At 68.0% G+C, this 25,884-nt stretch carries 23 protein-coding genes; 7 read left to right on the top strand and 16 right to left on the bottom strand.

All coding sequences use genetic code 11. The annotated features are described in order from the left end of the window. The first annotated feature begins 169 nt into the window (after positions 1-169). A complete protein-coding gene (locus AC3FMM_RS08890) occupies positions 170-814 on the top strand; it encodes an MlaC/ttg2D family ABC transporter substrate-binding protein (RefSeq protein ID WP_116313998.1) in 645 nt (214 codons plus the stop codon). A 22-nt stretch (positions 815-836) separates the two neighbouring features. Here AC3FMM_RS08890 and AC3FMM_RS08885 read toward each other — a convergent pair whose 3' ends face one another. The 6 genes from AC3FMM_RS08885 to ispH all read right to left on the bottom strand — a co-directional run bounded on the left by AC3FMM_RS08885 (position 837) and on the right by ispH (position 7,575). Further along, positions 837-1,844, bottom strand: a complete 1,008-nt coding sequence (locus tag AC3FMM_RS08885; RefSeq protein ID WP_115713892.1) for a lysylphosphatidylglycerol synthase domain-containing protein — start codon at positions 1,842-1,844, stop codon at positions 837-839. 9 nt (positions 1,845-1,853) lie between these two features. After that, positions 1,854-2,669 (bottom strand): hopanoid biosynthesis-associated protein HpnK, encoded by an 816-nt coding sequence (gene hpnK / locus AC3FMM_RS08880; RefSeq protein ID WP_473704682.1) that lies wholly within the window; start codon positions 2,667-2,669, stop codon positions 1,854-1,856. 62 nt (positions 2,670-2,731) lie between these two features. Beyond that, a complete protein-coding gene (gene hpnJ / locus AC3FMM_RS08875) occupies positions 2,732-4,156 on the bottom strand; it encodes a hopanoid biosynthesis associated radical SAM protein HpnJ (RefSeq protein WP_326346450.1) in 1,425 nt (474 codons plus the stop codon). Continuing rightward, the gene (gene hpnI / locus AC3FMM_RS08870) at positions 4,153-5,364 is read right to left on the bottom strand and encodes a bacteriohopanetetrol glucosamine biosynthesis glycosyltransferase HpnI (RefSeq protein ID WP_414248592.1); all 1,212 of its coding nucleotides are present in this window, start codon (positions 5,362-5,364) and stop codon (positions 4,153-4,155) included. Before hpnI ends, hpnJ begins: the two co-directional genes overlap by 4 nt. A gap of 10 nt (positions 5,365-5,374) precedes the next feature. Next, the gene (hpnH, locus tag AC3FMM_RS08865; protein ID WP_488686456.1) at positions 5,375-6,547 is read right to left on the bottom strand and encodes an adenosyl-hopene transferase HpnH; all 1,173 of its coding nucleotides are present in this window, start codon (positions 6,545-6,547) and stop codon (positions 5,375-5,377) included. A gap of 20 nt (positions 6,548-6,567) precedes the next feature. Further along, a complete protein-coding gene (gene ispH, locus AC3FMM_RS08860; protein WP_488686455.1) occupies positions 6,568-7,575 on the bottom strand; it encodes a 4-hydroxy-3-methylbut-2-enyl diphosphate reductase in 1,008 nt (335 codons plus the stop codon). Between the two features lie 218 nt (positions 7,576-7,793). Between ispH and hpnA the strand changes: the two genes are divergently transcribed. After that, complete coding sequence (gene hpnA / locus AC3FMM_RS08855) at positions 7,794-8,801, top strand: hopanoid-associated sugar epimerase (protein WP_488686454.1); 1,008 nt, start codon at positions 7,794-7,796, stop codon at positions 8,799-8,801. Between the two features lie 9 nt (positions 8,802-8,810). On the opposite strand, the gene AC3FMM_RS08850 is transcribed toward hpnA, so the two are convergent. The 3 genes from AC3FMM_RS08850 to AC3FMM_RS08840 all read right to left on the bottom strand — a co-directional run bounded on the left by AC3FMM_RS08850 (position 8,811) and on the right by AC3FMM_RS08840 (position 12,493). After that, positions 8,811-9,971 carry a glycosyltransferase gene (locus AC3FMM_RS08850; protein ID WP_240991366.1) on the bottom strand — a complete coding sequence of 387 codons (1,161 nt, stop codon included), beginning with the start codon at positions 9,969-9,971 and terminating at the stop codon, positions 8,811-8,813. 95 nt (positions 9,972-10,066) lie between these two features. Beyond that, positions 10,067-11,446, bottom strand: a complete 1,380-nt coding sequence (locus AC3FMM_RS08845) for an amino acid permease (protein ID WP_115713886.1) — start codon at positions 11,444-11,446, stop codon at positions 10,067-10,069. Positions 11,447-11,719: 273 nt separating this feature from the next. Continuing rightward, positions 11,720-12,493 (bottom strand): IclR family transcriptional regulator, encoded by a 774-nt coding sequence (locus tag AC3FMM_RS08840; RefSeq protein ID WP_115713885.1) that lies wholly within the window; start codon positions 12,491-12,493, stop codon positions 11,720-11,722. Between the two features lie 96 nt (positions 12,494-12,589). On the opposite strand from AC3FMM_RS08840, the gene AC3FMM_RS08835 reads away from it, so the two are divergent. From AC3FMM_RS08835 to AC3FMM_RS08815, 5 genes are all read left to right on the top strand, one after another. Next, positions 12,590-13,567 (top strand): Bug family tripartite tricarboxylate transporter substrate binding protein, encoded by a 978-nt coding sequence (locus AC3FMM_RS08835; RefSeq protein ID WP_115713884.1) that lies wholly within the window; start codon positions 12,590-12,592, stop codon positions 13,565-13,567. Between the two features lie 41 nt (positions 13,568-13,608). After that, complete coding sequence (locus tag AC3FMM_RS08830) at positions 13,609-14,292, top strand: RraA family protein (RefSeq protein ID WP_115683607.1); 684 nt, start codon at positions 13,609-13,611, stop codon at positions 14,290-14,292. Further along, positions 14,289-15,224, top strand: coding sequence for a hydroxyacid dehydrogenase (locus AC3FMM_RS08825; protein ID WP_414248594.1), 936 nt, complete (start codon positions 14,289-14,291; stop codon positions 15,222-15,224). The genes AC3FMM_RS08830 and AC3FMM_RS08825 overlap by 4 nt, the downstream gene beginning before the upstream one ends. 85 nt (positions 15,225-15,309) lie before the next feature. After that, entirely contained in the window at positions 15,310-16,281 is a 972-nt protein-coding gene (locus AC3FMM_RS08820) for a Bug family tripartite tricarboxylate transporter substrate binding protein (RefSeq protein WP_488686453.1), read from the top strand. A 17-nt stretch (positions 16,282-16,298) separates the two neighbouring features. Next, entirely contained in the window at positions 16,299-17,222 is a 924-nt protein-coding gene (locus AC3FMM_RS08815) for an SMP-30/gluconolactonase/LRE family protein (RefSeq protein WP_414248595.1), read from the top strand. Positions 17,223-17,273: 51 nt separating this feature from the next. On the opposite strand, the gene AC3FMM_RS08810 is transcribed toward AC3FMM_RS08815, so the two are convergent. The 7 genes from AC3FMM_RS08810 to AC3FMM_RS08780 form a co-directional block, all read right to left on the bottom strand. Continuing rightward, complete coding sequence (locus AC3FMM_RS08810; RefSeq protein ID WP_115713880.1) at positions 17,274-17,513, bottom strand: hypothetical protein; 240 nt, start codon at positions 17,511-17,513, stop codon at positions 17,274-17,276. A 128-nt stretch (positions 17,514-17,641) separates the two neighbouring features. Further along, positions 17,642-20,830, bottom strand: a complete 3,189-nt coding sequence (locus tag AC3FMM_RS08805; protein WP_488686452.1) for a hypothetical protein — start codon at positions 20,828-20,830, stop codon at positions 17,642-17,644. A 287-nt stretch (positions 20,831-21,117) separates the two neighbouring features. Beyond that, positions 21,118-21,492, bottom strand: a complete 375-nt coding sequence (locus AC3FMM_RS08800) for a helix-turn-helix domain-containing protein (RefSeq protein ID WP_115713878.1) — start codon at positions 21,490-21,492, stop codon at positions 21,118-21,120. Positions 21,493-22,477: 985 nt separating this feature from the next. After that, positions 22,478-23,527 carry a glycosyltransferase family 2 protein gene (locus AC3FMM_RS08795; RefSeq protein WP_488686451.1) on the bottom strand — a complete coding sequence of 350 codons (1,050 nt, stop codon included), beginning with the start codon at positions 23,525-23,527 and terminating at the stop codon, positions 22,478-22,480. A gap of 5 nt (positions 23,528-23,532) precedes the next feature. Then, on the bottom strand, positions 23,533-25,164 hold the full coding sequence (locus tag AC3FMM_RS08790) for a DUF6311 domain-containing protein (protein ID WP_488686450.1): 1,632 nt from the start codon (positions 25,162-25,164) through the stop codon (positions 23,533-23,535). A gap of 44 nt (positions 25,165-25,208) precedes the next feature. Next, complete coding sequence (locus AC3FMM_RS08785; protein WP_488686449.1) at positions 25,209-25,646, bottom strand: GtrA family protein; 438 nt, start codon at positions 25,644-25,646, stop codon at positions 25,209-25,211. Beyond that, positions 25,643-25,873: a hypothetical protein gene (locus AC3FMM_RS08780; protein ID WP_172581853.1), complete on the bottom strand. Its 231-nt coding sequence runs from the start codon at positions 25,871-25,873 to the stop codon at positions 25,643-25,645. The genes AC3FMM_RS08785 and AC3FMM_RS08780 overlap by 4 nt, the downstream gene beginning before the upstream one ends. Positions 25,874-25,884: the final 11 nt, after the last annotated feature.

Genomic DNA, 25,884 nt, shown 5'->3' with positions numbered 1-25,884 from the left:
CCCCTCGGTGCGCTGGGGGGGGGGGGGCGCCCCCCCCCCCCCCCCCCCCCCCCCCGCGGCCGCGATGCGGGCCGATACGCTATACACTGTCAGCCGGTGCCGGCCGGGGCGTCGTATGGCGCGGCGCCACCGCCGCACCGACTTCCGTCATTTCCCCGCTCTTGCATCCATGACGATTCACCGTTTGCTTTCCGTGGCGCCGCTTGCGGCGATGGCCATGGCATCCGTCGTGCACGCCCAGGCAGTCCAGCCCGGCGACCTGCGCGCCAGCCCCGAGCGGCTGGTGCAGGCGGCGGTGGAGGGCGTGATCGGCACCATCCAGTCGGAGCCGCAGACCCGCGCCGGCGATCTCGGCAAGATCACCGCGGTCGTGCAGCAGCAATTCCTGCCCTACACCGATTTCCAGCGCACCACGCGGCTGGCGCTGGGCAGCGCCTGGCGCACGGCCACGCCGGAGCAGCAGCAACAGCTGTACGAGCAGTTCCAGACCCTGCTGGTGCGCAGCTATGCGGTCTCGCTGGCGCAACTGCGCGAGCAGAACGTCAAGTTCCGCTACCAGCCGGCCAAAGCCGCCAGCGGCGCCACCGACGTGGTGGTGCAGACGCGCGTGATCAACAATGCCGACGAGATGCAGATCGACTACCGCCTGCAGCGCACCGCGACCGGCTGGAAGATCTATGACATCAACATGATGGGGGCATGGCTGATCGAGGTGTACCGCAAGCAGTTTGCCGATATCGTCGCGCGCAACGGCATCGACGGGCTGGTGAAGCACCTGACCACGCACAACGCGCGCCAGGCGTCGGAGACCTGAGCGGGCGCCCGCCGCGGCCGCGCTAGGGGTGCCCGCGCCCGGGCGCGGCCCGTGCGCGCCGCCAGCGGCGCAGTTCCACCCATTGCCATGACAGCAGCGCCGGCACCCCGAACAGGATCTCGCGCGCGCGCTTGACCAGCGCCAGCGCCAGCGCCACCTCCGCGCTCATCCCCAGCACCTGGCCCAGCAGCATCACCGCCGCTTCCTGCACGCCCAGCCCGGCCGGCACGAAGAAGGCCACGTGGCGCGCGGCCTGCGTCAGCGACTCGATCGCCAGCGCCTGCCAGAGCGGCACCGGATGTCCCAGCAGCCATAGCGCCAGCCAGATCTCCAGCGTGCCGCTGACCAGTCCGGCCAGTTGCCAGCACAAGGCCTTTGCCAGTTCGCGGTGGCGCCGGTTGAGCGCGCGGATATGCGCGTCCAGGCGCGCCCCGTCGATCAGCGCGACGATGCGGTGGTCGGCGCCGAACAGCCGGCGCGCCGCGCCTTCCAGTTTCTCGAACAAGGCGGCGTGGCGCAGCGACAGCGCGAACAGCACCGGCACCGGCAGCGACAGCAGCAAGCCGGCCAGGATGATCCACGCACTGGCGCTCTGCCGCAGCGCGGCCACCAGCATCAGCACGCCGATGGCGGCGAACAGGTACTGCGAGAACATCGTCAGCATCACTTCGACCACCACGCTGGCGGTCACGGCTGTGGTATCGCGGATGCGCAGACGCGTCAGGCGGATGCCGACCAGTTCGCCGCCCACGCCCACGGTGGGCAGCAGGCGGCCCACCGCCTCGCGCACCGCGGCGACCCACCACAGGAAGCCGACGCCGGCTCGTTCGTCGGGATCGGCGGAGGTCAGCAGCACGCGCCAGCCCTGCGCGTCGAGCAGCAGCGGCAGCGCGTGCAGCGGCACCAGCAACAGCAGCGGCCAGCCGCCCCGGGCCATCACGGCGGCGATATCGCCGGCGCCCTGGTGGATCACCAGCGCGGTCAGCGCCAGCAGCCCGAGCAGTCCGGTCAGGTAGGCCAGGCGTTTCATCGGTAATCGTCAGCGCAACGTCCTGCCGCCAAGCACATCGGCAAAGCCGCCGCGCCGGTGGGCAGCCTGCTCCAGCGCCGCGCGCACGCGCGGCGACAGCAGCGCGGCCAGCTCGTCGGCATGGCGGTAGCCGTGCATCGACGGGGCGATGGCCGCGCCGGACACCACCGCCGGATGCAGGTAGATCTCGCCCACGCCGGCGGGCAGTTGCGCCAGCGCCTGCAGCAGCGCGGCCTCGTCCATCTGGCCGCTGCGCGCGATGCCGACCACGTAGTCATTGTGCGCAATGCCGGCGCGGTCCAGCCGGCGGCGCAGCAACGCCAGCCACGGGCGCAGCAGCCAGGGTGCGCCCGCCTCGCGCGGCAGCCGCATCGCGCGCAGCCCGTAGTCGCGTCCGATCGACAGGATCAGCGACAGCACGGTCGGATGCAGGTGGAAGTGCTTGTGCGCATTGACGTGGTCCAGCGCCAGGCCGGTGGCGGCAAAGGCCTCGAACTGCGCGCGGATTTCCGCGGCAAGCTGGCGGCGCACCGCGGGCAGGAAGAAGAAGCGGCACCCGTCCAGCGCCATGGCCGAGCCGAAGCGGCCGTGCGCATCGGCCAGCGCCGGGATGCGCGCGCGCGGCAGCGTGGCCGGGCCATCGGCCAGCACCACGTGCAGGCCCACGCGCAACGCCGGCAGCCGGCGCGCGCGCGCCACCGCATCCGCCACCGCGGGCGCGCCCACCATCAGGCTGGCGGCGTTGAGCACGCCGTCGCGATGGGCCAGCTCGACCGCTTCGTTGACGGCCGGGTGCAGCCCGAAGTCGTCGGCGGTGACGATCAGCGCGCGATGTGCGGCAGCGGGTGCCGCACCGGTTGCCGCACCGGAAAGGGCCCGGGCCAGGATCAGGCCTCGTGCGAGCGCAGGAAGCGGAAGAACTCCACGCCTTCGCGCAGGCGCCGCTTCATCATGTCCCAGCTGCCGAGCATCTCGCGCACGATTTCCCAGATCTTGCCGGGGCGGAAGTAGAAGCGCTTGTAGAAGGTCTCGACGCCGTGGTAGATGTCCTCCTTCGACAAGTGCGGGTAGCTGATCGCCGCCAGCTGCACGCCCTGGTCGTTGACCAGGTTGATGACCTTGTTCTCCTCGAGCCAGCCGTTCTCCACCGCCTGGCGGTACAGCGTGGTGCCGGGGTAGGGCGCGGCCAGCGAGACCTGGATGGTGTGCGGGTTGATTTCCTTGGCGTACTCGATGGTCTTCTCGATGGTCTCGCGGGTTTCGCCCGGCAGGCCCAGGATGAAGGTGCCGTGGATCTGGATGCCGAGCTTGCGGCAATCTTCGGTGAAGCGGCGCGCGATGTCGGTGCGCAGGCCCTTCTTGATGTTCAGCAGGATCTGGTCGTCGCCGGACTCATAGCCCACCAGCAGCAGGCGCAGCCCGTTTTCCTTCATGACCTTGAGCGTGCTGTACGGCACGTTGGCCTTGGCGTTGCACGACCACGTCACGCCCAGCTGGCCCAGCCCGCGCGCGATTTCTTCCACGCGCGGCTTGAAGTCGGTGAAGGTGTCGTCGTCGAACATGATCTCCCTGACCTCGGGCATGTTCTCCTTGATCCATTTCACCTCGGCGATCACGCTTGCGGCCGAGCGCGTGCGGTAGCGATGCCCGCCCACGGTCTGCGGCCACAGGCAGAAGGTGCAGCGCGAACGGCAGCCGCGGCCGGTGTAGATCGACACGTAAGGATGCTTCAGATAGCCGATGAAGTAGTTCTCGATCTTGAGGTCGCGCTGGTAGACCGGCGCCACGAACGGCAGCGCGTCCATGTCCTCGATCATCGGCCGCTGGCCGTTGTGTTCGAGCGAGCCGTCCGGCAGGCGATAGGACAGCCCGAGAATTTCCTTGAGCGGTTTGCCCGCGGCCACGTCCTGGCAGGTGTAGTCGAATTCCTCGCGGCAGACGAAGTCGATGGCGTCGCTCGCGCCCAGCGTGCCGCCGGGATCGACCGCGGGCTTGGCGCCGACCATGCCGATCATCACGCCGGGATGGCGCTGCTTGAGCGCCTCGGCGAATTTTGCGTCGGTGGGGAACGACGGCGTGCTGGTGTGGATGATCACCAGTTCATAGTCCGCGGCGATCTCCAGCGTCTGCTGCGCGGTCAGGCCGTCGGCCGGGGCATCGAGCACGCGGCTGCCGGGCACCAGTGCGGCCGGCTGTGCCAGCCACGTGGGATACCAGAACGACTTGATCTCTCGCTTGGCCTGGTAGCGCGAACCGGCGCCGCCATCGAAGCCGTCGAAGGACGGGGCCTGCAGAAAAAGGGTTTTTTTCATAACGGCCTCTTGGTATGGATGCCGGTGAAAGGTTGGGTGTCAGGGACGGGCTTCGTCGGTTTTCGCCCCTCTCCCGCTTGCGGGAGAGGGGCGGGGGAGAGGGCCGGCGCTCGCCCGGAGTGGTGCCTGTCGTGGACCGACAGCACCTGCTCCCCCCACCACACCCGCTTGCCAGCCAACGCCAGCGCCCAGCACGCCAGCAACAAGCCATCGCGCAACGGCGCCCGCAGTGCCCCCGCGACGCCACCCGCCAGCACGCTGCGCGCCATCATGCCGACGGCCGCCGCGGCGATCACCAGCGGCAGCGGCGCCAGCCACACGCCCAACGCCAGCATCGGCCAGGTGAACGTGACGAAGCTGAACGCATAGCCCGCCGGGTTCAGCGAGGCGATCGTGCGCATCCAGCGCAACTCATGCCGCCACAGCAGCGTAAAGCTGTCTTCGGTGATATCGGTCGACACCATCACCTCCGACAGCACCGTGCGCAAGCCCAGTCGCCGCGTCAGCTCGCCCAGCCAGAAATCGTCCGCCAGCCGGTCGCGCAAGGCCTCGAAACCGCCGATCGCCGCCAGCGCATCGCGGCGCAGCGCGATGGTCGCGCCGAAGGCAAAGCGCCGCGAGCCGCCCGCGTGGGCGATGCGCACCGCCGGCACGAACCAGTCGTCGATGAACTGCGCGCCCAGGCGCGACCAGAAGCCGCCGATGGCATGGCCACGGTACAGGCAGGTGACCACGCCGACGCCGGCATCCGCCAGCGGCGCCGTCACGCGGGCCAGGTAGTCCGGCGCCACCGCGACGTCGCTGTCGGCGATGACCAGCGCATCGTGCCGGGCCGCGCCGGACAGGTTGACCAGGTTGCTGACCTTGAGGTTGCTGCCGTGCACCCGCGGATCGATCACCAGTGCGATGTCGCAGTCCGGGAAGTCGCGCCGCAGCCGCTGCACCACCGCGATCGCGGGATCGTCCGCGGCACGTACGCCGAACACCAGCTGGAAGCACGGATGCCGCTGCCGGCAGAAGCTGGCCAGGTTGGCGTAGAGACGGGGTTCGGCGCCGCACAGCGGCTTGAGCACGCTGACCGGCGTGGCGGCCATGGCGCCGCGTGGCGCAGGCTTGCGTCGCGACAGCCAGGCCGCGGCCAGTGCATAGCCAGCCGCCACGCAGACCAGCGCTGCGCCGGGCAGGATGCTGGCAAGTCCGGCGGCCATGGCAATGGCTTCAGTGCGTGGCGGCGCTGGCAGGCGCCTCGGCCGGCCGCGGCTGCTGCGCGGGCGGCCGGGCGCGCTGGATTTCCTCGAGCTTGATCTCGACGTGGCGCGAGAACACGTATTCGGCCGGCCGCTGCCGGTCCAGCGCAATGTCCGGCGCCATCGGGCCGCTGGTGCGCACGCCGCGCAGGCTGACGCCGAGCGCCTTGAGCGGATGGGCAAAGGTGTCGGCCACGGCGGTGGCTTCATAGCCGCTGTGCACCATGCAGTCGGCGCATTTCTCGTAGTTGCCGGTGCCGTAGGCGTCCCAGTCGGTCTCTTCCATCAGTTCGCGGAAGGTCGCGGCATAGCCTTCGCCCACCAGGTAGCACGGCCGCTGCCAGCCGAATACCGTGCGCGCCGGGTTGCCCCACGGGGTGCAGTGGTAGGTCTGGTTGCCGGCGAGGAAGTCCAGGAACAGCGTCGACTGGCTGAACGCCCAGTTCTTGCCCGCGCGGCCGCGGCCGAGGATGTCGCGGAACAGCTGGCGGGTCTTGCCGCGGTTCAGGAAGTGCTGCTGGTCCGGCGCGCGCTCATAGGCATAGCCCGGCGACACGGTGATGCCATCGACGCCCAGCGCCTTGACCGAATCGAAGAAGCTGGCCACGCGCTCGGGCTGCGCGTCGTTGAACAGCGTGCAATTGATATTGACGCGGAAGCCGCGCGCCTTGGCCGCGCGGATCGCCTCGACGCAGCGGTCGTACACGCCTTCCTGGCACACCGAGCGGTCGTGCATCTCGCGGTCGCCGTCCAGGTGCACCGACCAGATGAAATACGGGCTGGGCTGGTACTGGTCCAGCTTCTTTTCCATCAGCAGCGCATTGGTGCACAGGTAGACGAACTTGCGCCGCCGGATGATGCCTTGCACGATCCGCGGCATGTCCTTGTGCAGCAGCGGCTCGCCCCCGGCGATGGACACCACCGGGGCGCCGCACTCGTCCACTGCCTCGAGGCATTGCTGCACCGACAGGCGCTGGTTCAGGATGGGATCGGGGTAGTCGATCTTGCCGCAGCCCGAGCACGCCAGGTTGCAGCGGAACAGCGGTTCGAGCATCAGCGCGAGCGGATAGCGTTTCTGCCGCGACAGGTGCTTGCCGACGATATAGGCGCCCACGCGGGCAACCTGCAGGAGCGGAATGGCCACGACAGCTTCCTCTGGTTGGTTCAGCCTGCAATGTTCTCGTTGGCGGCATCGCTGCAGTCGGGCGCGGTGTCCGTGCCGGCCTCCGCCGATGCCGCCGGTGGCTTCACGTCGGCCAGTTCGGCCGGCAGCCGGAACTCGGCATGCTCTTCGCGCCCGGCCATGGTGGTGACCTCCACCGGGCCCAGCCGGCGCAGCGCCGCGATCACGTCTTCGACCATGGCCTCGGGGGCCGAGGCGCCCGCGGTGATGCCGACCACGTTGGCGTCGCGCACCCAGGCCGGGTCCAGCTCGCTGCCTTCGGCGATCAGGTAGCTGGGCACGCCGCTTTCGGTGCCGATCTCGCGCAGGCGGTTGGAGTTGGAACTGTTGGTCGCGCCGATCACCAGGATCACGTCGGCCAGCTTGCACAGGTCGCGCACCGCGCTCTGGCGGTTCTGCGTGGCGTAGCAGATGTCGCGCGTGTCGGGACCGACCAGGTTGCTGAAGCGCCGTCCGAGCGCGGCGATGATGTTGCGGGTGTCGTCCACGCTCAGCGTGGTCTGGGTGACGTAGGCGACCGGGGTGTGGTCGGGCAGGTCTAGCTTGGCGACGTCGGCCTCGTTCTGCACCAGGATCACCTTGCCGGGGATCTGGCCCATGGTGCCTTCGACCTCGGGGTGGCCGGCATGGCCGATCAGGATCACGGTGCGGCCGCTGGCGGCGTACTGGCGGCCCTGGGTGTGGACCTTGATTACCAGCGGACAGGTGGCGTCAATGGCATGCAGCTGGCGCTGGCGGGCATCGGCGACGACTTCGCGCGAGACCCCGTGCGCGCTGAAGATGGTGACCGCGCCGGCCGGCACTTCGTCCAGTTCCTCGACGAAACGCGCGCCCTTGTCCTTCAGTCCCTGGACGACGTGCTTGTTATGCACGATCTCATGCCGCACGAACACCGGCGCACCGTGCTTGACGAGGGCGCGGTCGACGATCTCGATCGCGCGCACCACGCCGGCACAGAAGCCCCGGGGCTGAGCAAGAATCACCTGCATGGAGTAGGCCCCCGACCCTTTTGCTACGGGTTTCAGTGTTTGGGATCGCGCAACGGAAAACGATGCCGGTATCGAGCCAGACCCACCGGAGATCCGCCGCGGATCACATTTTCCTCGCACGGTGGTTACTATATACCCGACACGCCGGCTTTGTCTGGCGCCGCCATGGCCGGCGCCGGGCCGGCCATGGCGACGCCGCCTTACGGGGAAACGGGCTGATGACCAAAAACGATGACGTGCTGGTGACAGGTGCAGCGGGTTTCCTGGGCTCGGCGGTGGCGCGCCAGGCGCTGGCGCGCGGCTGGCGCGTGCGCGTGCTGGTGCGCCCGCAGAGCCCCCGCACCAACCTCGCGGGGCTGCCGGTGAACGTGGCACAGGGCGACATGCGCGATGCCGCCGCGGTGGCCGCGGCGCTGCAGGGCGTGCGCTACCTGTTCCATGTCGCCGCCGACTACCGGCTGTGGGCGCGCGACCCGGAAGACATCGTGCGCACCAATGTCGACGGCACGCTGGCGGTGATGGAGGCCGCGCAGCGGGCCGGGGTCGAGCGCGTGGTCTATACCAGCAGCGTGGCGACGCTGCGCGTCGCCGGCGCCCAGGCACCGGTGGACGAGACCGCGGCGATGCGCCCGCATGAAGCCATTGGCGCCTACAAGCGCAGCAAGGTCCTGGCCGAGCGCGTGGTCGAGCAATGTATCGCCGAACACGGCCTGCCCGCGGTCATCGTCAACCCGTCCACCCCCATCGGCCCGCGCGACGTGCGGCCCACGCCGACCGGCCGCATCATCGTCGAGGCCGCCACCGGCAAGATCCCGGCCTTTGTCGATACCGGGCTGAACCTGGCCCACGTCGACGACGTGGCCCACGGGCATTTGCTGGCGCTGGAGCGCGGCCGCACCGGCGAGCGCTACATCCTGGGCGGGCAGGACGTGATGCTGCAGCAGATGCTGCGCGATATCGCCCAGCTGTGCGGCCGGCGCCCCCCGACCCTGCAGCTGCCGCGCTGGCCGCTGTATCCGCTGGCCTACGGCGCGGAAGCGGCGGCGCGGCTGACCGGCAAGGAGCCCTTCCTGACTGTCGATGGACTCAATATGTCCCGCTACCGGATGTTCTTTACCTCGGACAAGGCGCGCAAGGAACTGGGGTATCAGCCGCGCCCGTACCAGGAGGGGCTGCGCGACGCGCTGGCGTGGTTCCGCGCGCACGGATACCTGGGCCATCCCTGAGCCGCCGGCTCAGGGGCGCAACGGGGCCTGGCTGCGGCCCTTCCACTGGCCGCCGCGCCGCAGCCGGTAGCGCCGCGCCGAGTCGAGCGTCGCGCCCAGGTAGAACAGCGCCGTCACCGGCAGCAGCGGTGCCAGCCACCACGGCTGCCGGTACTCGCGCAGCATCGGCAGGTAGGCCAGCGCCATCGCGGCCCAGGCCAGCCATGCCGGCCATACCCGCCAGCCCAGCGCCAGCACCGGCGGCACCAAATAGGTCAGCACCATGCCGGCGAGCGCGCCCGCCAGCCACAGCGGCGAATGGCGCAGCTGCGTGTAGGCGCTGCGCGCGATCATGTCCCACAGGCTGCGCCAGTCGTCATAGGGGCGCAGCGATACGCTGTCGTCGGCCAGGTCGAGCCGGATGGCGCCGCCGGGCTTGATGCGCGCGGCCAGGCTGCAGTCGTCGATCAGCTCGCCGCGGATCGCGGCAAAGCCGCCGATGCGCGCCAGCGCCGCACGGCGCGCCAGCATGCAGCCGCCGGCCGCGGCGGCAACGCGGCTGCGCGGATCGCGCACGCGGGCAAAGGGGTAGAGCTTGGCGAAGAAGAAGACAAAGGCCGGCACCACCAGCCGTTCCCACGCCGAGACGCAGCGCAGCCGCACCATCAGCGAGACCAGGTCGCGCCGCTCCGCCTCGGCGCGCGCCACCAGGCCGGCCAGCACGCCCGGGCCGTGGCGGATGTCGGCATCGGTCAGCCAGACATAGCGTGCCTGCGGCGCGATGCGGTCGGCGGCGGCCAGGCCCTCGGACTGCGCCCAGACCTTGCCGCTCCAGCCGGCCGGCAATTCGCGCGCGCCGATGACGGTGAGCGAGTGGGGCCGCGCGGTGACGGCCGCGGCGGCGCGGGCAATATCGGCGGTGCCGTCCGCGCTGTGGTCGTCCACCACCACCAGCGCCAGCGGGCCCGGGTAGCGCTGGCCCAGCACTGCCGCCACCGCGCTGCCGATGACCTCGGCCTCGTCGCGCGCGGGGATGATGGCGACTACCTGCGGCCAATGCGCCGGCGCCGGCGCGGCCGGTGGCTTGCGCACGCGCCAGAAGCCGGCGCGCCCGAACAGCAGTAGGCCCCAGATCGCCAGCGACAGCAGCGACAGCGCCATGGCGGCGCCGGGCACGGTGGTCTCGGTCATGCGGCCCCCTGCGGTGGCATGGTTCGGGGGCCATTTTAGGCGATGGCCAGCCGGCGGGCGCGGGCCCGCCGGTGGGGCGCGGACCCGCCGTTGGCTCAGGCGCGGTAGCTCACCGGACCGCGCGAGCGCATGTCGAGCGCGTAGTAGCAGATCGTCAGCAGCACCAGCCAGCCCGGCCCCACGTACAGCGCCACGCGCGTATCGGGGAAGTAGGCCATCAGCGCCACCACCAGCGCCAGGAAGGCCAGCGCGATATACGAGCCATACGGCCAGAACGGCATGCGGAACGCCAGCGCCTTGCGCGCGGCCGGCGCGAGCGAGCGCCGGAACTGGATCTGCGTGACCAGGATGATGGCCCAGGTCCAGACCGCGCCGAAGGTGGAGATCGCGGTCACCCAGACGAAGACCTTCTCCGGCACCAGGTAGTTGAGCAGCACGCCGGCCAGCAGCGCGGCGATCGACACCAGCAGCGCGCGGCGCGGCACGCCGTTGCGGTCCACCTTGGCGAAGGCCGCCGGCGCCTGGCCCTGCAGCGACAGGTTGTACAGCATGCGCCCGGTGCTGAAGATGCCGCCGTTGCACGACGACAGCGCCGCGGTCAGCACCACGAAGTTGATGATGCCGGCGGCGGTCTTGATGCCCAGGCGCTCGAAGGTCAGCACGAACGGGCTGCCCTGCGCGCCGATCTCGTTCCACGGGTACAGCGCCAGGATCACGAACAGCGCGCCGACGTAGAAGATCAGGATGCGCCAGAACACCGAGTTGATCGCATCGGGGATCGACTTCTTCGGGTTGCGCGCCTCGCCGGCGGTCAGGCCGATCATCTCGACGCCGAGGTAGGCGAACATCACCATCTGCAGCGACATCAGCACGCCCGAGGCGCCGTTCGGCATGAAGCCGCCGTGCGCCCACAGGTTGGAGATGCCGGTGGCGACGCCGCCATTGCCGAAGCCGAACACGATCATCGCGCCGCCGCCGATCAGCATCAGCACGATGGTGACGATCTTGATCATGGCGAACCAGAACTCGAACTCGCCATAGGCCTTGACCGCCATCAGGTTGACCGAGCCCATCGCCGCCAGCGCCGCCAGCGCCCAGATCCAGCGCGGCACGTCGGGGAACCACATGCCCATGTAGATGGCCACGGCGGTGATCTCGGCCACGCAGGTCACCAGCCACAGGAACCAGTAGTTCCAGCCGGTCAGGTAGCCCGCCAGCGGCCCCATGTGGTCCTGCGCGTAGCGGCAGAACGAGCCGGCCACCGGGTTGTGCACGGCCATCTCGCCCAGCGCGCGCATGATCAGGAAGATCACCGCGCCGCCGATCAGGTAGGCCAGCATGATTGCCGGGCCCGCCATCTTGATGGCATTGCCGGCGCCCAGGAACAGGCCCACGCCGATGGCCGATCCCAGCGCCATCAGCCGGATATGGCGTTCGCCCAGGCCGCGTTGCAGATGTTCTGCGCTTGCACTCATTGTTCGTTGTCTCCGTGTGATCTGAATGGCCGCGCCAGCCCTTGTGGGGCTGGCGGGGGCAGAGAACTTTTGCGTCTGCGGCGCACGCAAACGGAAAAGAGCCGGCAGGTTAATCAGATAACGGGGATATTTGTTGCTGAATTCGTGCTGAAATGCAGGAAAAGTTGCTGGCGCCGCGGGATGCCGGCGGCCCCGCGCAATGACATGGCATGGGCCGCGGAAGGCGCGCAGGGGGGTGGCACGGTGGCCGGCCGGGAATGCGGGACGGGCCAGTCAGGGATGCCAGGTTGCCGGCTGCCTGTCGCCTGGCAGCGCGGGCCGCTGACTGCCCGCCATCGCATAGGAAAGCTTGTTCGCGGCGTCGACCACGGTCTGCGCCAGCTCCAGCAGCCGCGCTTCGCCAAGCCGGGAAGTCGGCCCGGAAATGCACATCGAGCCCAGCAGGCGCCAGTGCAATCCGAACACCGGCGCCGACACGCTGGAGACCTCGGGCTCGCGTTCGCCGAGCGACAGGTGGAAGCCGCGGCGCCGGATCATCTCGTAAAGCTCCCCTGGTTCGCCAGAAAAAGCCAGGATCACCCGCCCCGGCGAGCCGCTGTCCAGCGGCAGCGCCGCGCCGATCCTGACGTGATGGCGAATGGCCTGGGGGCCTTCGACACGGACCAGGCAGGTTCGCTGCTGGCCCTCGCGCACGTAGAACGAAGCGCTTTCACCGGTCTTGATGGTCAGTTCGCGCAGCACCGGCTCGACCACTTCCTGCACGTTGAAGGTGGCCTGGTAGCACGCGCCCAGCCAGCCGGCGGCGCGGCCGAGACGCCAGTTGCCGTCCTCCTTCTGCACCAGGTAGTTGTCCGCCGCCAGCGTGCGCGCCAGGCGCAGCACCGTGGTCTTGTGGATGCCGGTGCGCCGGCTCAGTTCGGCCAGCGACAGCTGCGGGTCGTTGACGCCGAAGGCTTCCAGCACGCGCAACGCGCGCGTCACGGCGATCACGGCGCCGGAACCCTCATCGGCGGATGGGGAGTTGTGTGAATCACTTTTGAGGTTCATGGCACGAAATGCGGTGCACGGTGTGAAACGGCATTGTATGCCGTGAAACGATGCACCACAATCCGAAGCACAACGAAACCAGATTCGGAGACATCCATGCAGTCCACATCCCGCCGCGTCCTCCTGGCCCTTGCCAGCCTGCTGATGGCATCCGCCAGCGTCCATGCCGCGTCGCCATATCCCGCCAAGCCCATCCGCGTGATCGTGCCATTCCCGGCGGGCGGCGGCACCGACATCATCGCGCGCGAGGTGACCAATACCGTGGCGAAGTCGACCGGCTGGGTCTTTGTCGTGGAAAACAAGCCGGGCTCCGGCGGCAACCTTGGCGTCGACGCGGCGGCCAAGGCGCCGGCCGATGGCTACACCATCGCCATGGGGCAGACCAGCAACCTGGCCATCAACGCCTCGCTGTACGAACACCTGCCGTATGACCCGCTGAAGGACCTGGCGCCGGTCAGCCTGGTCGCCTCCGCGCCGCTGGTGCTGGTGACGCACGTCAACTCGCCCTACAAGACCATGAAGGACGTGATCCAGGCCGCCCGGGCCAAGCCCGCATCGCTGAACTTTGCCTCGCCGGGCAACGGCACCGTTGCCCACCTGGGTGGCGAGCAGCTGCAAAGCACCGCGAAAGTCAAATTCACCCACGTCCCGTACAAGGGCGCGGCACAGGCGGTCAACGACCTGATGGGCGGACAGGTGGACCTGTACATGGCGTCCGTGCCGACGCTGCTCGGCCACATCAAGAACAACAAGCTGCGGCCGCTGGCCGTGACGTCAGCGAAGCGCCTGCCCGACCTGCCCCAGGTTCCCACCGTGGCCGAGTCCGGCTATCCCGGCTTCGAGACGGCGACCTGGTTCGGCTTCGTCGCGCCGGCCGCGACCCCGAAGGACATCGTCGTGCGGCTCAATGCGGAATTCAACAAGGCGCTGCAGTCCCAGGCGCTGGCCAGGAAGCTGAACGAACAAGGCGCCTCGGTGCTGGTCGGCACGCCCGAAGCGTTCGCCACGCTGATCAGGCAGGACATCGGCCGCTGGGCCGCGGTCATCAAGGCCTCCGGCACCAAGCTGGACTGATCGACTTCGACCCTATCCCTCTCATCTTGCTGGAGTTTTCCATGAGCTTGCCCAACATCATCAAATCGTTCGAACGCGTGCCCGCCGCCGTGGTCGAGCGTGCCGCGCGCTTCCAGCCGGCGATCCTGTCGGATGTCGGCGGACGCCGCGGCGCCCTGCATGGCCGCATCCGCGCCCTGCGTCCGACCATGAAGGTCGCCGGCCCCGCCTTCACCGTGGAAGTCCGTCCCGGCGACAACCTCATGATCCACGCCGCGCTGGCGCTGGCGCAGCCCGGCGATGTGCTGGTGGTGGACGGCAAGGGCGACCAGACCTCCGCGCTGATGGGAACGATCATGATGCATGCCGCAAGGCAGCGGGGGATCGCCGGGGTCGTGATCGATGGCGCCGTGCGTGACAGCCTCGAGCTGGAGGACATGCAGTTCCCGGTTTTCTCGGTGGGCACCAATCCCAATGGCCCGACCAAGGAAGTCGGCGGCCGCATCGGCCACCCGATTTCCGTCGGCGGCGTCACGGTGAACCCGGGCGACTATATCTGCGGCGATGCCGATGGACTGGTCGTGGTGGAGCGCGGCAAGATCGAGGCGCTGCTCGATGCCGCGGCGAAGAAGGAAGAGGCCGAAGCCATGCGCATCGCGCAGATCAAGGAGGGCAATACCACCGCGCCGTGGCTGCTGGCATCGCTGGTGACGGCCGGCGTCCTGAAGCAGGGAGAAGCCCTGTGACCAGCAAGGACGTCATTATCGTCACGGGTGCGGACCTGGCACCGGAAGCGCTCGCGCTGCTTGGCGATTACCAGATCGTGTTCGCGGGCAAGAAGCCGCAGACCGACGAGCTGGTCGCGCTGGCGCGGCAGCACAACCCGGTCGGCATCATCGTGCGCTATGGCAGCGTGACGGCCGAAGTCATGGATGCGGCGCCGGCCCTGAAGGTGATCTCGAAGCACGGCAGCGGCATCGACGTGATCGACCAGAAGGCCGCGGCCGCGCGCGGCATCGCGGTGAAGGCCGCGGTCGGCGCCAATGCCGCCGCGGTGGCCGAACACGCCTGGGCGCTGATCCTCGCCTGTGCCAAGTCGGTGCCGCAGCTGAACGCGCGCATGCGCGCGGGCCACTGGGACAAGTCGATCCACAAGACCATCGAACTCAATGGCCGCACCCTGGGCATCGTCGGCCTGGGCGAGATCGGCCGCCGCGTCGCGGTGACCGGGGTGGCCATGGGCATGCGCGTGATCGCCTTCGATCCCTATGCGAAGACACCACCCGCCGGCGTCGCGCTGGTCAGCGAGCTGCCGCAGCTCTACCAGGCAGCGGACGTGGTGTCGCTGCACTGTCCGCTGACCGACGAAAACCGCGGCATGCTCAACCGCGAGACGCTGGCCCTGTTCAAGCACGGCGCCATCCTGGTCAACACCGCCCGCGGTGGCCTGGTCGACGAGCCGGCGCTGGCCGAGGCGCTCGACGGCAAGCTCTACGCGGCGGGCCTCGACAGCTTCGCCGTCGAGCCGATGGCCGTGCCGCATCCGTTCCAGAACCTCCCGAACGTCATCCTGTCGCCGCATATCGGCGGCGTCAGCGATGCCGCATACGTGAACATGGGCGTGGGCGCCGCGAACAACGTGCTTGCCGTGCTGCAGGGCTCTGCCGCGGCGGTCTAGGCGAGGCTTCGACGCTTCACCGGTCAAAACAATACAGGCATGGCGGCCGGCGGGCAGTCGGACCGGCCGCTGCCAGGAGACAACGATGATTCATCGCAAATTTGGTCTGTTTGCAGTGCTCGCCGCGATCGCCACCGCCAGTGCGGCGCCGGCGTTGGCGGCCTACCCCGACAAGCCCGTGCGCATTGTCGTGCCGAATCCCCCGGGCGGCGCCGTTGACGTGGTGACCCGCAAGGTGGCGCAGAAGCTCACCGAGCAGACCGGCCAGAGTTTCGTGGTCGAGAACAAGCCGGGCGCTTCCGGCACCATCGGCACCACGCTGGTCGTCAAGGCGCCGGCCGACGGCTATACGCTGCTGGCCAATGACAACTCCTACACCACGCTGCCCTACGTCTTCAAGAAACTGAACTGGGACCACCAGACCGCGCTGGTGCCGATCGCCCCGTTCGCGTTCTCGCCGGTGGTGGTCGGGGTCAAGGCCGATTCGCGCTTCAAGGACCTGGAGTCGCTGATCCGATATGCCAAGGCGCATCCGGGCGAGGTGACATTCGGGAGTGGCGGTCCGGGCAGCTCGCCCCATTTTTCTGCGGAAGCCTTTCAGCAGGCCGCCGGCATCAGGCTGATGCACGTTCCGTACAAGGGTGCCGGCGAAGCCATGGTCGGCCTGCTGGGCGGCAGCGTCGACTTGCTGGTGGTGTCCACGCCGACCGCGCTGGCGCCGGTCAAGGGCAACCAGATGCGCCTGCTTGCCATCAGCGGCAAGCGCCGGCTCGATGTGTTCCCGGAAGTGCCGACCTTCGCGGATGCCGGGCTGCCGACATTCAGCCTGTTCAACTGGTCAGGCCTGGCGGCACCGAAGGGAACGCCCGCGGAAGTGATCGCCCGGCTGCAGGCAGAGGTGCAGAAGGCCCTGCAGTCGCCTGACATGAAGCAGTTCCTGGCGCAAATGGGCTCGCAGCCGGGCAGCCTGGACAGCAGCGCGTTTGCACAGCTGATCCAGCGGGAAACCGAGCAATGGGCGGCCGTTGCGCAGAAGGCCAATATCGAAAAGCAGTAATCGCACTGGCAACCACGATGATCCTTCTTCAGCAACCCACCGTGCGCGATGCCACGGTGCTTACCCGCCTGCCGCAATCGTTCCGGCGGCAGGATCGGGACAACGCGTGGTCGCTGGCCAATCGCGGCGGCGCGGTCACGGAGTCATTCCTGGAAGGCCCGGTCTGGTCGGAAGGCCACCTGTGGGTGACCGACATTCCCTATGGCCGCGTGTTCCGCATATCGCTGCAGGGCAGCTGGGAACTGGTGGCCGAGTACGACGGCGAGCCGAACGGCATGAAGCGCCTGGCCAGCGGCGACTTCCTGATCACCGACTACCGCAACGGGCTGATGCGGCTGGACCCGGAGGCAGGTGCCGTGACGCCGTTCCTTGAGCGCAGGAATTCAGAGCGCTTCCGCGGTGTCAACGACCTGACCTTCGATTCGGCGGGCAACCTGTACTTCACGGACCAGGGCCAGACCGGCATGCACGATCCCACCGGCCGCGTCTACCGCCTGTCGCCCGCGGGCAAGCTCGATGTGCTGCTGAACAATGCGCCGAGCCCGAATGGCCTGGTGCTGTCGCCCGACGAGAAGGTGCTGTATGTCGCCATGACGCGGGGCAACTGCGTGTGGCGCGTGCCGCTGCAGGCCGACGGCTCCGTCAGCAAGGTGGGCCGGTTCTTCACGTCATACGGACCGAGCGGTCCGGACGGGCTCGCCATGCGCGCGGACGGGTTCCTGCTGGTGGCCAATCCGGGGCTTGGCTATGTCTGGGTGCTGAACCATCGCGCCGAGCCGGTCGAAGTCATCCGCACGCCGGTCGGCGCGTCGTTGACCAACCTGTGCTTCGGCGGCGCTGACGGCAAGACGCTGCTGATGACGGAATCCACCACGGGGACGATTCTGAGTGCGGAGGTGCCCGAAGGCGGTGCGCCGGTGCATGGCGGGGTTGTGGCCTGACGATTGCCATGGGTGCCCGGCGCATCGTCGGCAAGCGGGCGCCTCAGGGTCTCAGGGGTCCGTTTGACCGTGTGCCTTGGCCGGCGGCGCACCGATATCGATTTGCAGGCTGGGGAAGGCTTCGGCCGCCGCGGCGACAGCTTCCTGCCTGGTGGAGAAAGTCTCTGTCAGCGAGACGACGAAGCCATCCGTCAGCATCCGGACGTGCCATCCGCCGTCGTCTTCGCGCATGACCAGTACGAAAGGGGGCTGCGCGGGAGCGGCATCGGGCATGATGAAGCGGACATTCATACGATAAGGCGAGCGGGCGCATACGGTCGCGGGACGCATGGGGACCAGTGCGCGGCAATCCGACTGGAAAAAAGGGCTGGCCCGCGGCCAGCCCTTTCCCACTGCAAGCTACAACTACCGGGTAACGATCAGACCCAGACCAGGTCCGACGTCGACAGGCTGCCCAGCTGGTTCGCCGCGCCCAGCAGCGCGACTTCGTGCTCGGCCTGTACGAAGGCCTGGGCGCCGTTGTTCAGCGTGAAGTCGAGCGGGTTGAACGCCTCGCCTTCGGTGTTGAACAGCAGTTGCAGGTCGGTGCCGCTGGCGTTGTAGTTGAACGAGCCGTCTTCGTTGTACGTGCCCACGCGGATCACGACGTTGACCGGATCCAGGCCGTCGCCGATGTAGAAGGCGAATGCCGGCAGGCCGTTGCCGCCCGGGGCGTTCGTCACGTACATGGCGTAGTCGCCCTGGGCCAGCGGGTTCGACACGTCGACCAGGATGGTGTCCTCGGCCACCTTGAAGTCGGTGATGACGTCTTGCTTGGCCGCCGCGCCCGGGTTCGTCGACTTGCCAGCCTCGGCCAGGTGGTTCTGGTCGAAGTTGAAGTAGAACGAATCCGCGCCCGCGCCGCCGGTCAGTACGTCGGCGTGGAGGCCGCCGGCGATGAAGTCATCGCCTGCGCCGCCGTCGAGCGTGTCGTTGCCTTCGCCGCCGAACAGCTCGTCGTCGCCCGCTTCGCCGTTGATCACGTCGGCACCGCCGTTACCAAACAGCGTGTCGTCGCCGGCGCCACCGTTGAGCGTATCGGCGCTGTTCGAGGCGTAGACCACATCACGCTGGCCCGAGCCGATGAAGGTGAACGCTGCCGCGTCGGACGGATCTTCCATCACGATCGTCACGCCGCTGCCCTTGAGGGCCGATGCGTCGATGGTGGCGAAGTTGTTGTCCTCGAACGCGAAGCCGGTGACCTCGCCGGAACCCGACAGGATCAGCTTGCTGTCGGCGCCGGCCTGCTCGTCCAGGTCCAGGCGCACCAGGCTGGAGTAGCCGACCGGGATGTCGAGGCCGGCATAGCCTTGACCATTCGCCCACACCGTACCGCTGGCGTCACCGTTCACCGAAGCGCCGGCAGCTACGTCGACCTTCATCAGGTTGACGGATGCAGCCTGCAGCCATTCGCCGCCTTCGAAGCCGCCGAGCAGGTGCATATGGCCCGAAGCCGCGGCAGCAATGTCGATGCTGGTGATGGTGGCGCGCTTGTCAGCGCCGGCGGCATCGATGCCCCACGAGGTGAACTCGGTGCTGATGCCGGTGCTGAGCTTCACGGTTTCGAGGTCGCCGGCGGCACGGGCATCACCCACGCGGCCGATCTCGATGTCGCTGTCGGTGGCGCCTTCCACGACCAGGTGCTGCAGGTTGGTCGCTTCATCCATCAGGCTTTCGAACTGGTTGCCCAGCGACAGGTCGCCCAGGCCGGTCGACTTGATGTTCAGGCGCTGCACGGTGTCGCCATCAAGGATGACGCTGTCCGTGAAGTTGTTGCCATCGATGGTGAGGTTGCCAGCGGAGTTGTTGGTGATCGACAGGTCGGTGGTGTAGCGGCCCGAGAACGAGTCGTCCACCTGCAGGCCGCGGGAAATCACCACGCTCTCGCTGCCGTTGTGGCTCAGCGCCACCTTGTCGGCGTTGATGACGCGGATGCCCGACGGATTGCCGGCGTTGCCGATTGCGCTGGTGGTGCCTTCGATGTTGATATCGAGCGTGGTCAGCGCCTGGCCGTCGTAATCCACTTCGACGCCCTGCGCCAGGTTGCCCTGGATGTTCAGGGTCTTCAGCGTGCTGTCGAAGTTGTTGAAGTCGGCACGGCCGGTCGAGGCCTTCAGGTTGATCGTGGCCAGGTCGTTGATGTTGGTGCCGTCCAGGTGGACCGCGTTCAGGAACGTGGCGTCCAGCGTCTCGACGCGGCTCATGGTCGGCGCGCGGTTGGCTTCGGCGACCGTGGCGTTGGCATCGAACACGGCGACGACCTTGTCGGCGCCGGCACCGCCGTCGATCACGTCACCCGTGCGCAGCGAGTCGCCGACGTTCAGCACGTCGTTGCCCGAGCCCAGCTTGACGTTGACCTGCTGGTCCGATTCCGAGATGTTCAGGTTCAGGTTGGCCAGTGCGCCCGAGGCGTCGATGGTGGTCAGGGTCGAGTCCAGCGCGCCCTTGATGCCGAAGTTCAGGCCGGCCTGGCCGCCCTTGATGTTCAGCGTCTTGGTACCGTCGCCGATCAGGTCGGTCAGGTTCGACTCGAAGCCAGCCTTGTCATCGTTGATGGTCAGGTTGATGGTCTCGACGTCGAAGCCGGCATCGGTGTTGATCTCGACCGTCGCGTTGACTTCCTTGACCGAGACGTTGGCTTCCTTGCCCTGGATCTGCTGGCCGTCGAAGTTCAGCGTGATCTTGTCTTCGGCCTGGATCGCGTCGACGAGGTCATACTGCGTGGCGGCGCCCTGCAGGTCTTCCAGGCTCACGTCGCCCTTGACCTTCTCGACCACGACCTGCTGGATGTCGGTCCAGTTCTTGGTGGTGACGGCGACATCGCCGGTCGGCTGGATGGTGACCTTGCTGGCGCCGGCGATGGTGGTGCCGGAGTAGAGATCCTGCTTGGCAGCCAGGCTCAGCACGACCTTGCCCGGGCCGGTGATGGAGTCGCCCTGGGTCAGGGTCTCGGTGCCGCCGGTCACGGTATCGGCGGCGCCCAGCGTGATGGTGTCGATGGCGGTGGTCAGCACCTTGCTGCCCGGTTGCGGTGCCGGGCCGGCGACGATCTTGTCGATCGCGGCTTGCGGGTTGCCACCCTCGCCAGCCTGGTCGACCGGCTTGAGCCAGTCACGCGCCTGCTGCGCGGCCCAGTCGCCGCTGTACTTCAGGATTTCGGTGGTGGTGTTGAGGGCCGTGGTGAAGCCTTCGGCCGCGGCCAGCTTGGCATCGATGGCGACCTTGTCGCTGCCTTGCGCGCCGTTGACGATGTCCAGCGCGATGCTGGCCAGGGTGGCCTTGGGCGGGTTTGCCGCGAGCAGGCCGGTATAGAAGGCGAGGCCGGCCGGTTCGGCGTCACGGCCGAACATCTGCTGGTAAATCGCGTTGATCTTCTCGCCGTGGGTCTGGCCGCCATACAGCGCAGTCGACTCGGCCGAATTGCCGAAGGCATCGATGATCGCGTTCAGATTGCCACCGACACCGTCCAGCTTGGTGGCCCAGAACTCCAGGCCCGTCGGATCGGCCGGGCGGCCGTAGTAGGCGACGTAGACCTTCTGTACCTGATCGTAGTAGGCAGATGCTGCCATAGTGTTCTCCTGGGAATAAAAACAAGCGATCTGGACTTCGGCCTGCCATCCCGCGGCGCGGGCCAGTACGAAATCCGGATCTCGCTTCCGTTGCAGCCTGCAAGGTCAACGACATTGGCAGTGCAGGCTGCGACACGCTGCAAAACGCGTCGGGGGGCAGTATCCGAAAATGCGCACGTCGAATCAGTGACTGGGGCCACAAAAACGCGCAAAGGCAGAGGCCATGCATCGGTGCGCCGAAACGCTTGCGGTGGAGAACGACGCCAACGCGCCGTTGGCGTGACGCGCTACCCGGCGCCGTGGCTCGTTGCCAGTGCGCAGACCGGGATCTCGAGTTCGCGCGCAAGCCGGCGCAGCAAGTCGGCGGCGGGCCGGCGGCGGCCGGTCTCGATCATCGAGATATAGGCGCGCGTTACACCGACGCGCTCGGCCAGTTGAGAACTCGGCAAGCCGCGAAAGCGGCGCCATGCGCGCAGCTCGGAGCTGCCGGCGGAAATCGCGGCCTGCACCAGCAGCGGCGGGCAGAACGAAGTCGCGGTACCGGCATCCTTTCCCGCTTCCTCCAGCAGCCGCTGGATGCAGCCCCTGATGTCCTTCCACGTCCGCTCGGGAACCAGCACGAAGCGCCGGCCCTCGTACTCGATGAATTCCACCTCATGCATGTCGGCTTGCCCTGAGAAGCGCACCGGGTGGTGCGTGCCTGTCGAAAGGCAAGGCTAGCCGATGGCATGCGCACGGGGATGTGACAGGTGTCACAGCATTGCCGCCGCCGTCCCCTTTGGTGGGGTGTCTATCGAACTCGCCGCAAGTTGTCTTGCTTTTCTGACGAAATGACTTTAATAATTCGTCTGAGATTTATTGCAAATTCATCGGTTATGGCAAACATGCCATGTCAATACCGGATTTCGGCGACGCGCAGGTTACCCATGTTTGGGTGATGAGCGGGGCCGCGATTGCGGGCACCATGTTGTGCCGGCAATGTCCGAACGATGTGCCCGGGGCATGGGCGCATCGATAGCAATACTGCCTTGGTCTGTGTATTGAGGTTTTTGCTTTACCAACGAAAAAGACCGTGATGCAAAGCACGGCTCGACGGGGAATGAAGGTGGTTGAACGAATAACAATAGTAGTTCGTACGGAAACGGGTTGGGCGATCGAGCAGCATGTCGGAGAATTTGCCGTCGTCTTCAATGGGGAGTACCTGAGCTGCATGCAGGCCAAAGAGGCAGCCGAGCGGCTCTTCCCCAATCAGCATGTCACAGTCGCGCCGGTCAGCCGGCATCCACATTCAGGGCCTGCTGCCAAGCCAAGGCCAACGCGACGAACAAGGCGGGGTTCACACTGAGCATGGCGGGCGCATGATTTCGCAGATGCGCCTGCCCTCACCCCCGCCCCTCTCCCGCAAGCGGGAGAGGGGAGCAAACAAGCAAGAGAGCAGGCCTGTGGCCTCACCCGCGATAACGCGTGCGAGCGCAGCGATGCGCTCCGTGCCCGTGCGCTTGACCCGAGATGATGGGCGCGTGCGGCGCAGCCGCAGGCGACCCACCGCGCCACCCGCTCCCTTCCCACAAAAAAAGATGCCAGGCGTGCGGGGGCAGCCTGGCGATAACGGGAAAGTTGGCGGGGTCATTGCGCCAACAGGACCCACTATAGAAGCTCGCGATCCACCCGGCTGTGATCGGTATCACAAGCCCCTACGGGCGTCCGCGCGCGCGGCGGTGCCGGCTGAATCTCCATGTCCCGCAACACGATGCCACTTCGCAAACCTTCGTCAGGCTCGCGCACGAAGAACGACGGGCGCTGTTTTTGCGCGTCATAGACGCGTGCCAGATAGACGGCCAGCACGCCCACTGCGAGCAGCAACAGGCTGCTGAACGCTGCCTGCGCAATGATCACGGTGGTAAAGCCGTCCAGGGCATTGCCACTGAGGTAGCGCGCCACGGTCTGCACGATCAGCAGGAAGCTCAGCACCACGCCGGCGAAGCCCGCGATGGCGACCGCCTGCAGCGGCAGCGACGAGAATGCCACCAGGCTGCGCAGCGAATAGCGCAGCAAGCCGGCCACCGACCATGAGGAATGCCCCGCTTCCCGAGGCGCCACGTCGAAGGGGATATCGACCTGACGGAACCCCACCCACGCCACCAGCCCGCGAAAGAAGCGGTCCCGCTCCGGGCAGCGCAGCAGCGCATCGGCTACCTGGCGGTCGAGCAGCTTGTAGTCGCTGGCGCCTTCGAAGGAAAAGCCGGTGGCGCGCTCGAACATCCGGTAGAACAGGCGCGACGCCGTGGCATAGGCAGCGTGCTCCTCGCCGCGATGCCGCTTGCGCGCATTGACCACATCGGCGCCGGCGCGCCAGGCACTGATCATCTGCGGGATCAGCGCGGGCGGATGCTGCAGGTCCGCGTCGATGAAGAGCAGGCCGCGGCCGCGGGCACAGGCCAGCCCCGCTTCCAGTGCCGCCTCCTTGCCGAAGTTGCGCGAAAAATGGATGGCGCGCACGTACCGGTGGCGCCGTGCCAGCTCGTCGGCAACCGCCGCGGTCTGGTCGCTGGAACCGTCATTGACGATCACGATCTCGAAGCGCGAGACGGCCTGTGCGAGTTCGCTGACGATACGGGGCAGCGCGAGCGGCAGGCTGGCCGCTTCGTTGTACGCGGGGATGATGACGGACAGCTCCGTCGGTTCGCTGGTGTGCATGGGGATCACCTGATGCCGGAGCTACAGAAGTGCAGACCATGCCGGGCCAGGCAATGGGCGGTCCACCCGCGCCCGGCAATGTACTGCGTGTCATACGGCGGCCCGAGCACGACCAGCACGCCTGGCGCAAGCCCCTGTCCGGACAGGGCCGCGGCGAAGCGCGTGCAGTCGGTCTGCTGGCGTGCGCCGGAGAGACTGTTGATGGCGAGGCCGCCACGCGCGGCCAGCAGCTGCAGGGCGAATCCGCCATGCATGGCGGCTCGGTCGTCGGAGCAGCCCACTGGCGGATGGAACGCCAGCGCGGCATGGCGCCCGACCAGCGCGCCGACCAGCGGGTCGGATGACACCGGGTCCATGGGCTTCTCGGCAACGGCGACCGAGCGCAGCACCGCGGTGTCGAGCCACTGCAGTGCGGCGACGGCCACCATGCAGGCAGCGGCCGTGCGCGGACGGTAGCAGCGCGCCAGCCCATACAGCACGAAGGCGGCAATGGCATAGCCCACCGGCCAGAAGAAGCGCCCCGAGGCGCGGAAGGTCGTGCTCAGGCCCTGCAGGCCCGCCGGCCAGTCGTAGCGCAACAGGCGATAGCCGCCGGCATACACAGTGGTGGACAAGGCGTAGAGCGTCAGGCAGGCCAGCAGCGCCAGCAGCGGCCATTGCCGCCGGGCCGCGGCGCGCAGCGGAGCGCCGCGGCCCGCGCAGGCGGCTCCCGCCACCAGCAGCAGGCCTGCCAGCAGGCCCAGGCCGAGGTAGTTGAATCCCTCCATCTGGCCCGGCGTGCCGCGCGCAAAATGCCCGCTGCCCGGCAGCAGGCCGCTCTTCCCCATCGCGCCGAACGGCGCGAGCAGGTTCATCGAGTAGATGCCGAAACCCTCGCTGCCGCGCACCAGGCCCTGGCCGAGATAGCCGCCCAGCGCAAGCGCAAAGCCAAGCACGCCCAGGGTCAGGCCGACGGCCGCCAGCGCGCCGCGCGCCGCGCCAGGCTGCCGCGCAAACGCCGCACACAGTGCGCTCAGCAGGAAGAACGGCAAGGTCATGGCCAGCAGGTAGGGATGGGTGCCCAGTGCCACGACCAGCAGGGCTGGCCACCTCCAGTCCAGCGGCGTGCGCACCATGGCCGCGGGCGGGCGCAGTGCCAGCGCCAGCGCGAGGATCAGGACGAATTGGCCGCACAGCGCCAGATGCCACATCCAGTAACGGAACAGCAGGGCAGGCATGACCAGGGCCAGTACGGTGCCGGCGGCAACGTGAACGGCCTGGCGCAGGCCCAACCGGTCCAGCAGCAATGTCATTGCCCAGGCTTGTCCCAGCATGCAGATCCAGAGCCAGGCGGGCGTCAGTTCCGGCGCCGCGCCGCCGGCCCGGTACCACAGCTTGCCGGCCAGGGCAAAGAGCGGAATGCTGTCGGTGAAGATCACGCTGCGCAGGCCGTCGAGGCCGGGCACGCGCATCGAGAACAGCGGCAGCCGCCAGCTATCGGCGTAGTAGTACCAGGCGCCGGCCAGCGCCTGTGCCTGGTCGCCTTGCGGAAAACGCAGGGCCGGATCAGTGCCCAGCATCACTGCCGGCGACAGCACCGCGGGGGCAAGGATAAGCGCCGTGAGCAGCGCAACGGCGATGCGCCGACCGAGCGTCAATTCAGTTGACGCACGCTGGAGAGCCACGCGCAAGGCGCCGGCCATCATGGCGTACCGGCCGCACGCGCACGGAACAGCCAGCGCATCGCAACGAAGTTGAGGACGACCATCACCACTTCCGCCGCCAGCTTGGCCACCAGCAGCCGCTCGCCACAGAGTTGCAGTGCCAGTGTCAGCACCACCGGCGAGAGCGCCACGCCGGCGAGCGTCAGCACGCCGTAGCCACCGCCCTGGCAAAGCAGCCCGTGCGCATCCAACCCGCTATGGCGGAAGGAATAGCCCTTGTGCGCGACGAAACCGATGATGGCGCCGGCGCCACGGCTCGCCGCCTGCGCCGCCGCCGGCGCGACACCGGCATGCGTGAGCGAAAGGAACAGCGCGATATCCGCGAGCAACAGCGCGCAGCCGGTCACCACGTAGCGGCCGAAGGTCGTGCGCACCGGCAGCGCATGCACGCCGCCGTGCCGGTGCTGACCCGTCACGGGCAAGCTCCGGTGGCATGCAGATGCTCGCGCAGCACGACTACCGGCGGTGCAGCACCCTGCAGGAAGCGCAGGCGTGCGGCGTGCTGCAGCCGGGCCAGCGCGGTGTCGATATCCGCGGCCGGTCCGCCGGCCGAGCGGCGCGCCTGCGAACCGGCCTCGGCGGAAGCCGTGCATGGAATGCGAAACCCGTCCACCATGATGTCGAACTGAATGGCGTGGCTCATGCTCTGGCTGC

The organism is Cupriavidus sp. 207A1 (assembly GCF_057798955.1).
This window is presented reverse-complemented; position numbering and strand designations above follow the sequence as displayed.

What these genes read in the sequence shown, in the direction of transcription:
- hpnJ (WP_326346450.1), bottom strand. Translation starts at nt 4,156, where the DNA reads ATGAAAAAAACCCTTTTTCTGCAGGCCCCGTCCTTCGACGGCTTCGAT.
- hpnI (WP_414248592.1), bottom strand. Translation starts at nt 5,364, where the DNA reads ATGGCCGCCGGACTTGCCAGCATCCTGCCCGGCGCAGCGCTGGTCTGC.
- AC3FMM_RS08820 (WP_488686453.1), top strand. Translation starts at nt 15,310, where the DNA reads ATGATTCATCGCAAATTTGGTCTGTTTGCAGTGCTCGCCGCGATCGCC.
- AC3FMM_RS08890 (WP_116313998.1), top strand. Translation starts at nt 170, where the DNA reads ATGACGATTCACCGTTTGCTTTCCGTGGCGCCGCTTGCGGCGATGGCC.
- AC3FMM_RS08805 (WP_488686452.1), bottom strand. Translation starts at nt 20,830, where the DNA reads ATGGCAGCATCTGCCTACTACGATCAGGTACAGAAGGTCTACGTCGCC.
- ispH (WP_488686455.1), bottom strand. Translation starts at nt 7,575, where the DNA reads ATGCAGGTGATTCTTGCTCAGCCCCGGGGCTTCTGTGCCGGCGTGGTG.
- AC3FMM_RS08850 (WP_240991366.1), bottom strand. Translation starts at nt 9,971, where the DNA reads ATGACCGAGACCACCGTGCCCGGCGCCGCCATGGCGCTGTCGCTGCTG.
- AC3FMM_RS08815 (WP_414248595.1), top strand. Translation starts at nt 16,299, where the DNA reads ATGATCCTTCTTCAGCAACCCACCGTGCGCGATGCCACGGTGCTTACC.
- AC3FMM_RS08845 (WP_115713886.1), bottom strand. Translation starts at nt 11,446, where the DNA reads ATGAGTGCAAGCGCAGAACATCTGCAACGCGGCCTGGGCGAACGCCAT.
- AC3FMM_RS08780 (WP_172581853.1), bottom strand. Translation starts at nt 25,873, where the DNA reads ATGAGCCACGCCATTCAGTTCGACATCATGGTGGACGGGTTTCGCATT.
- AC3FMM_RS08800 (WP_115713878.1), bottom strand. Translation starts at nt 21,492, where the DNA reads ATGCATGAGGTGGAATTCATCGAGTACGAGGGCCGGCGCTTCGTGCTG.
- AC3FMM_RS08835 (WP_115713884.1), top strand. Translation starts at nt 12,590, where the DNA reads ATGCAGTCCACATCCCGCCGCGTCCTCCTGGCCCTTGCCAGCCTGCTG.
- AC3FMM_RS08840 (WP_115713885.1), bottom strand. Translation starts at nt 12,493, where the DNA reads ATGAACCTCAAAAGTGATTCACACAACTCCCCATCCGCCGATGAGGGT.
- AC3FMM_RS08795 (WP_488686451.1), bottom strand. Translation starts at nt 23,527, where the DNA reads ATGCACACCAGCGAACCGACGGAGCTGTCCGTCATCATCCCCGCGTAC.
- AC3FMM_RS08810 (WP_115713880.1), bottom strand. Translation starts at nt 17,513, where the DNA reads ATGAATGTCCGCTTCATCATGCCCGATGCCGCTCCCGCGCAGCCCCCT.
- AC3FMM_RS08885 (WP_115713892.1), bottom strand. Translation starts at nt 1,844, where the DNA reads ATGAAACGCCTGGCCTACCTGACCGGACTGCTCGGGCTGCTGGCGCTG.
- hpnA (WP_488686454.1), top strand. Translation starts at nt 7,794, where the DNA reads ATGACCAAAAACGATGACGTGCTGGTGACAGGTGCAGCGGGTTTCCTG.
- AC3FMM_RS08830 (WP_115683607.1), top strand. Translation starts at nt 13,609, where the DNA reads ATGAGCTTGCCCAACATCATCAAATCGTTCGAACGCGTGCCCGCCGCC.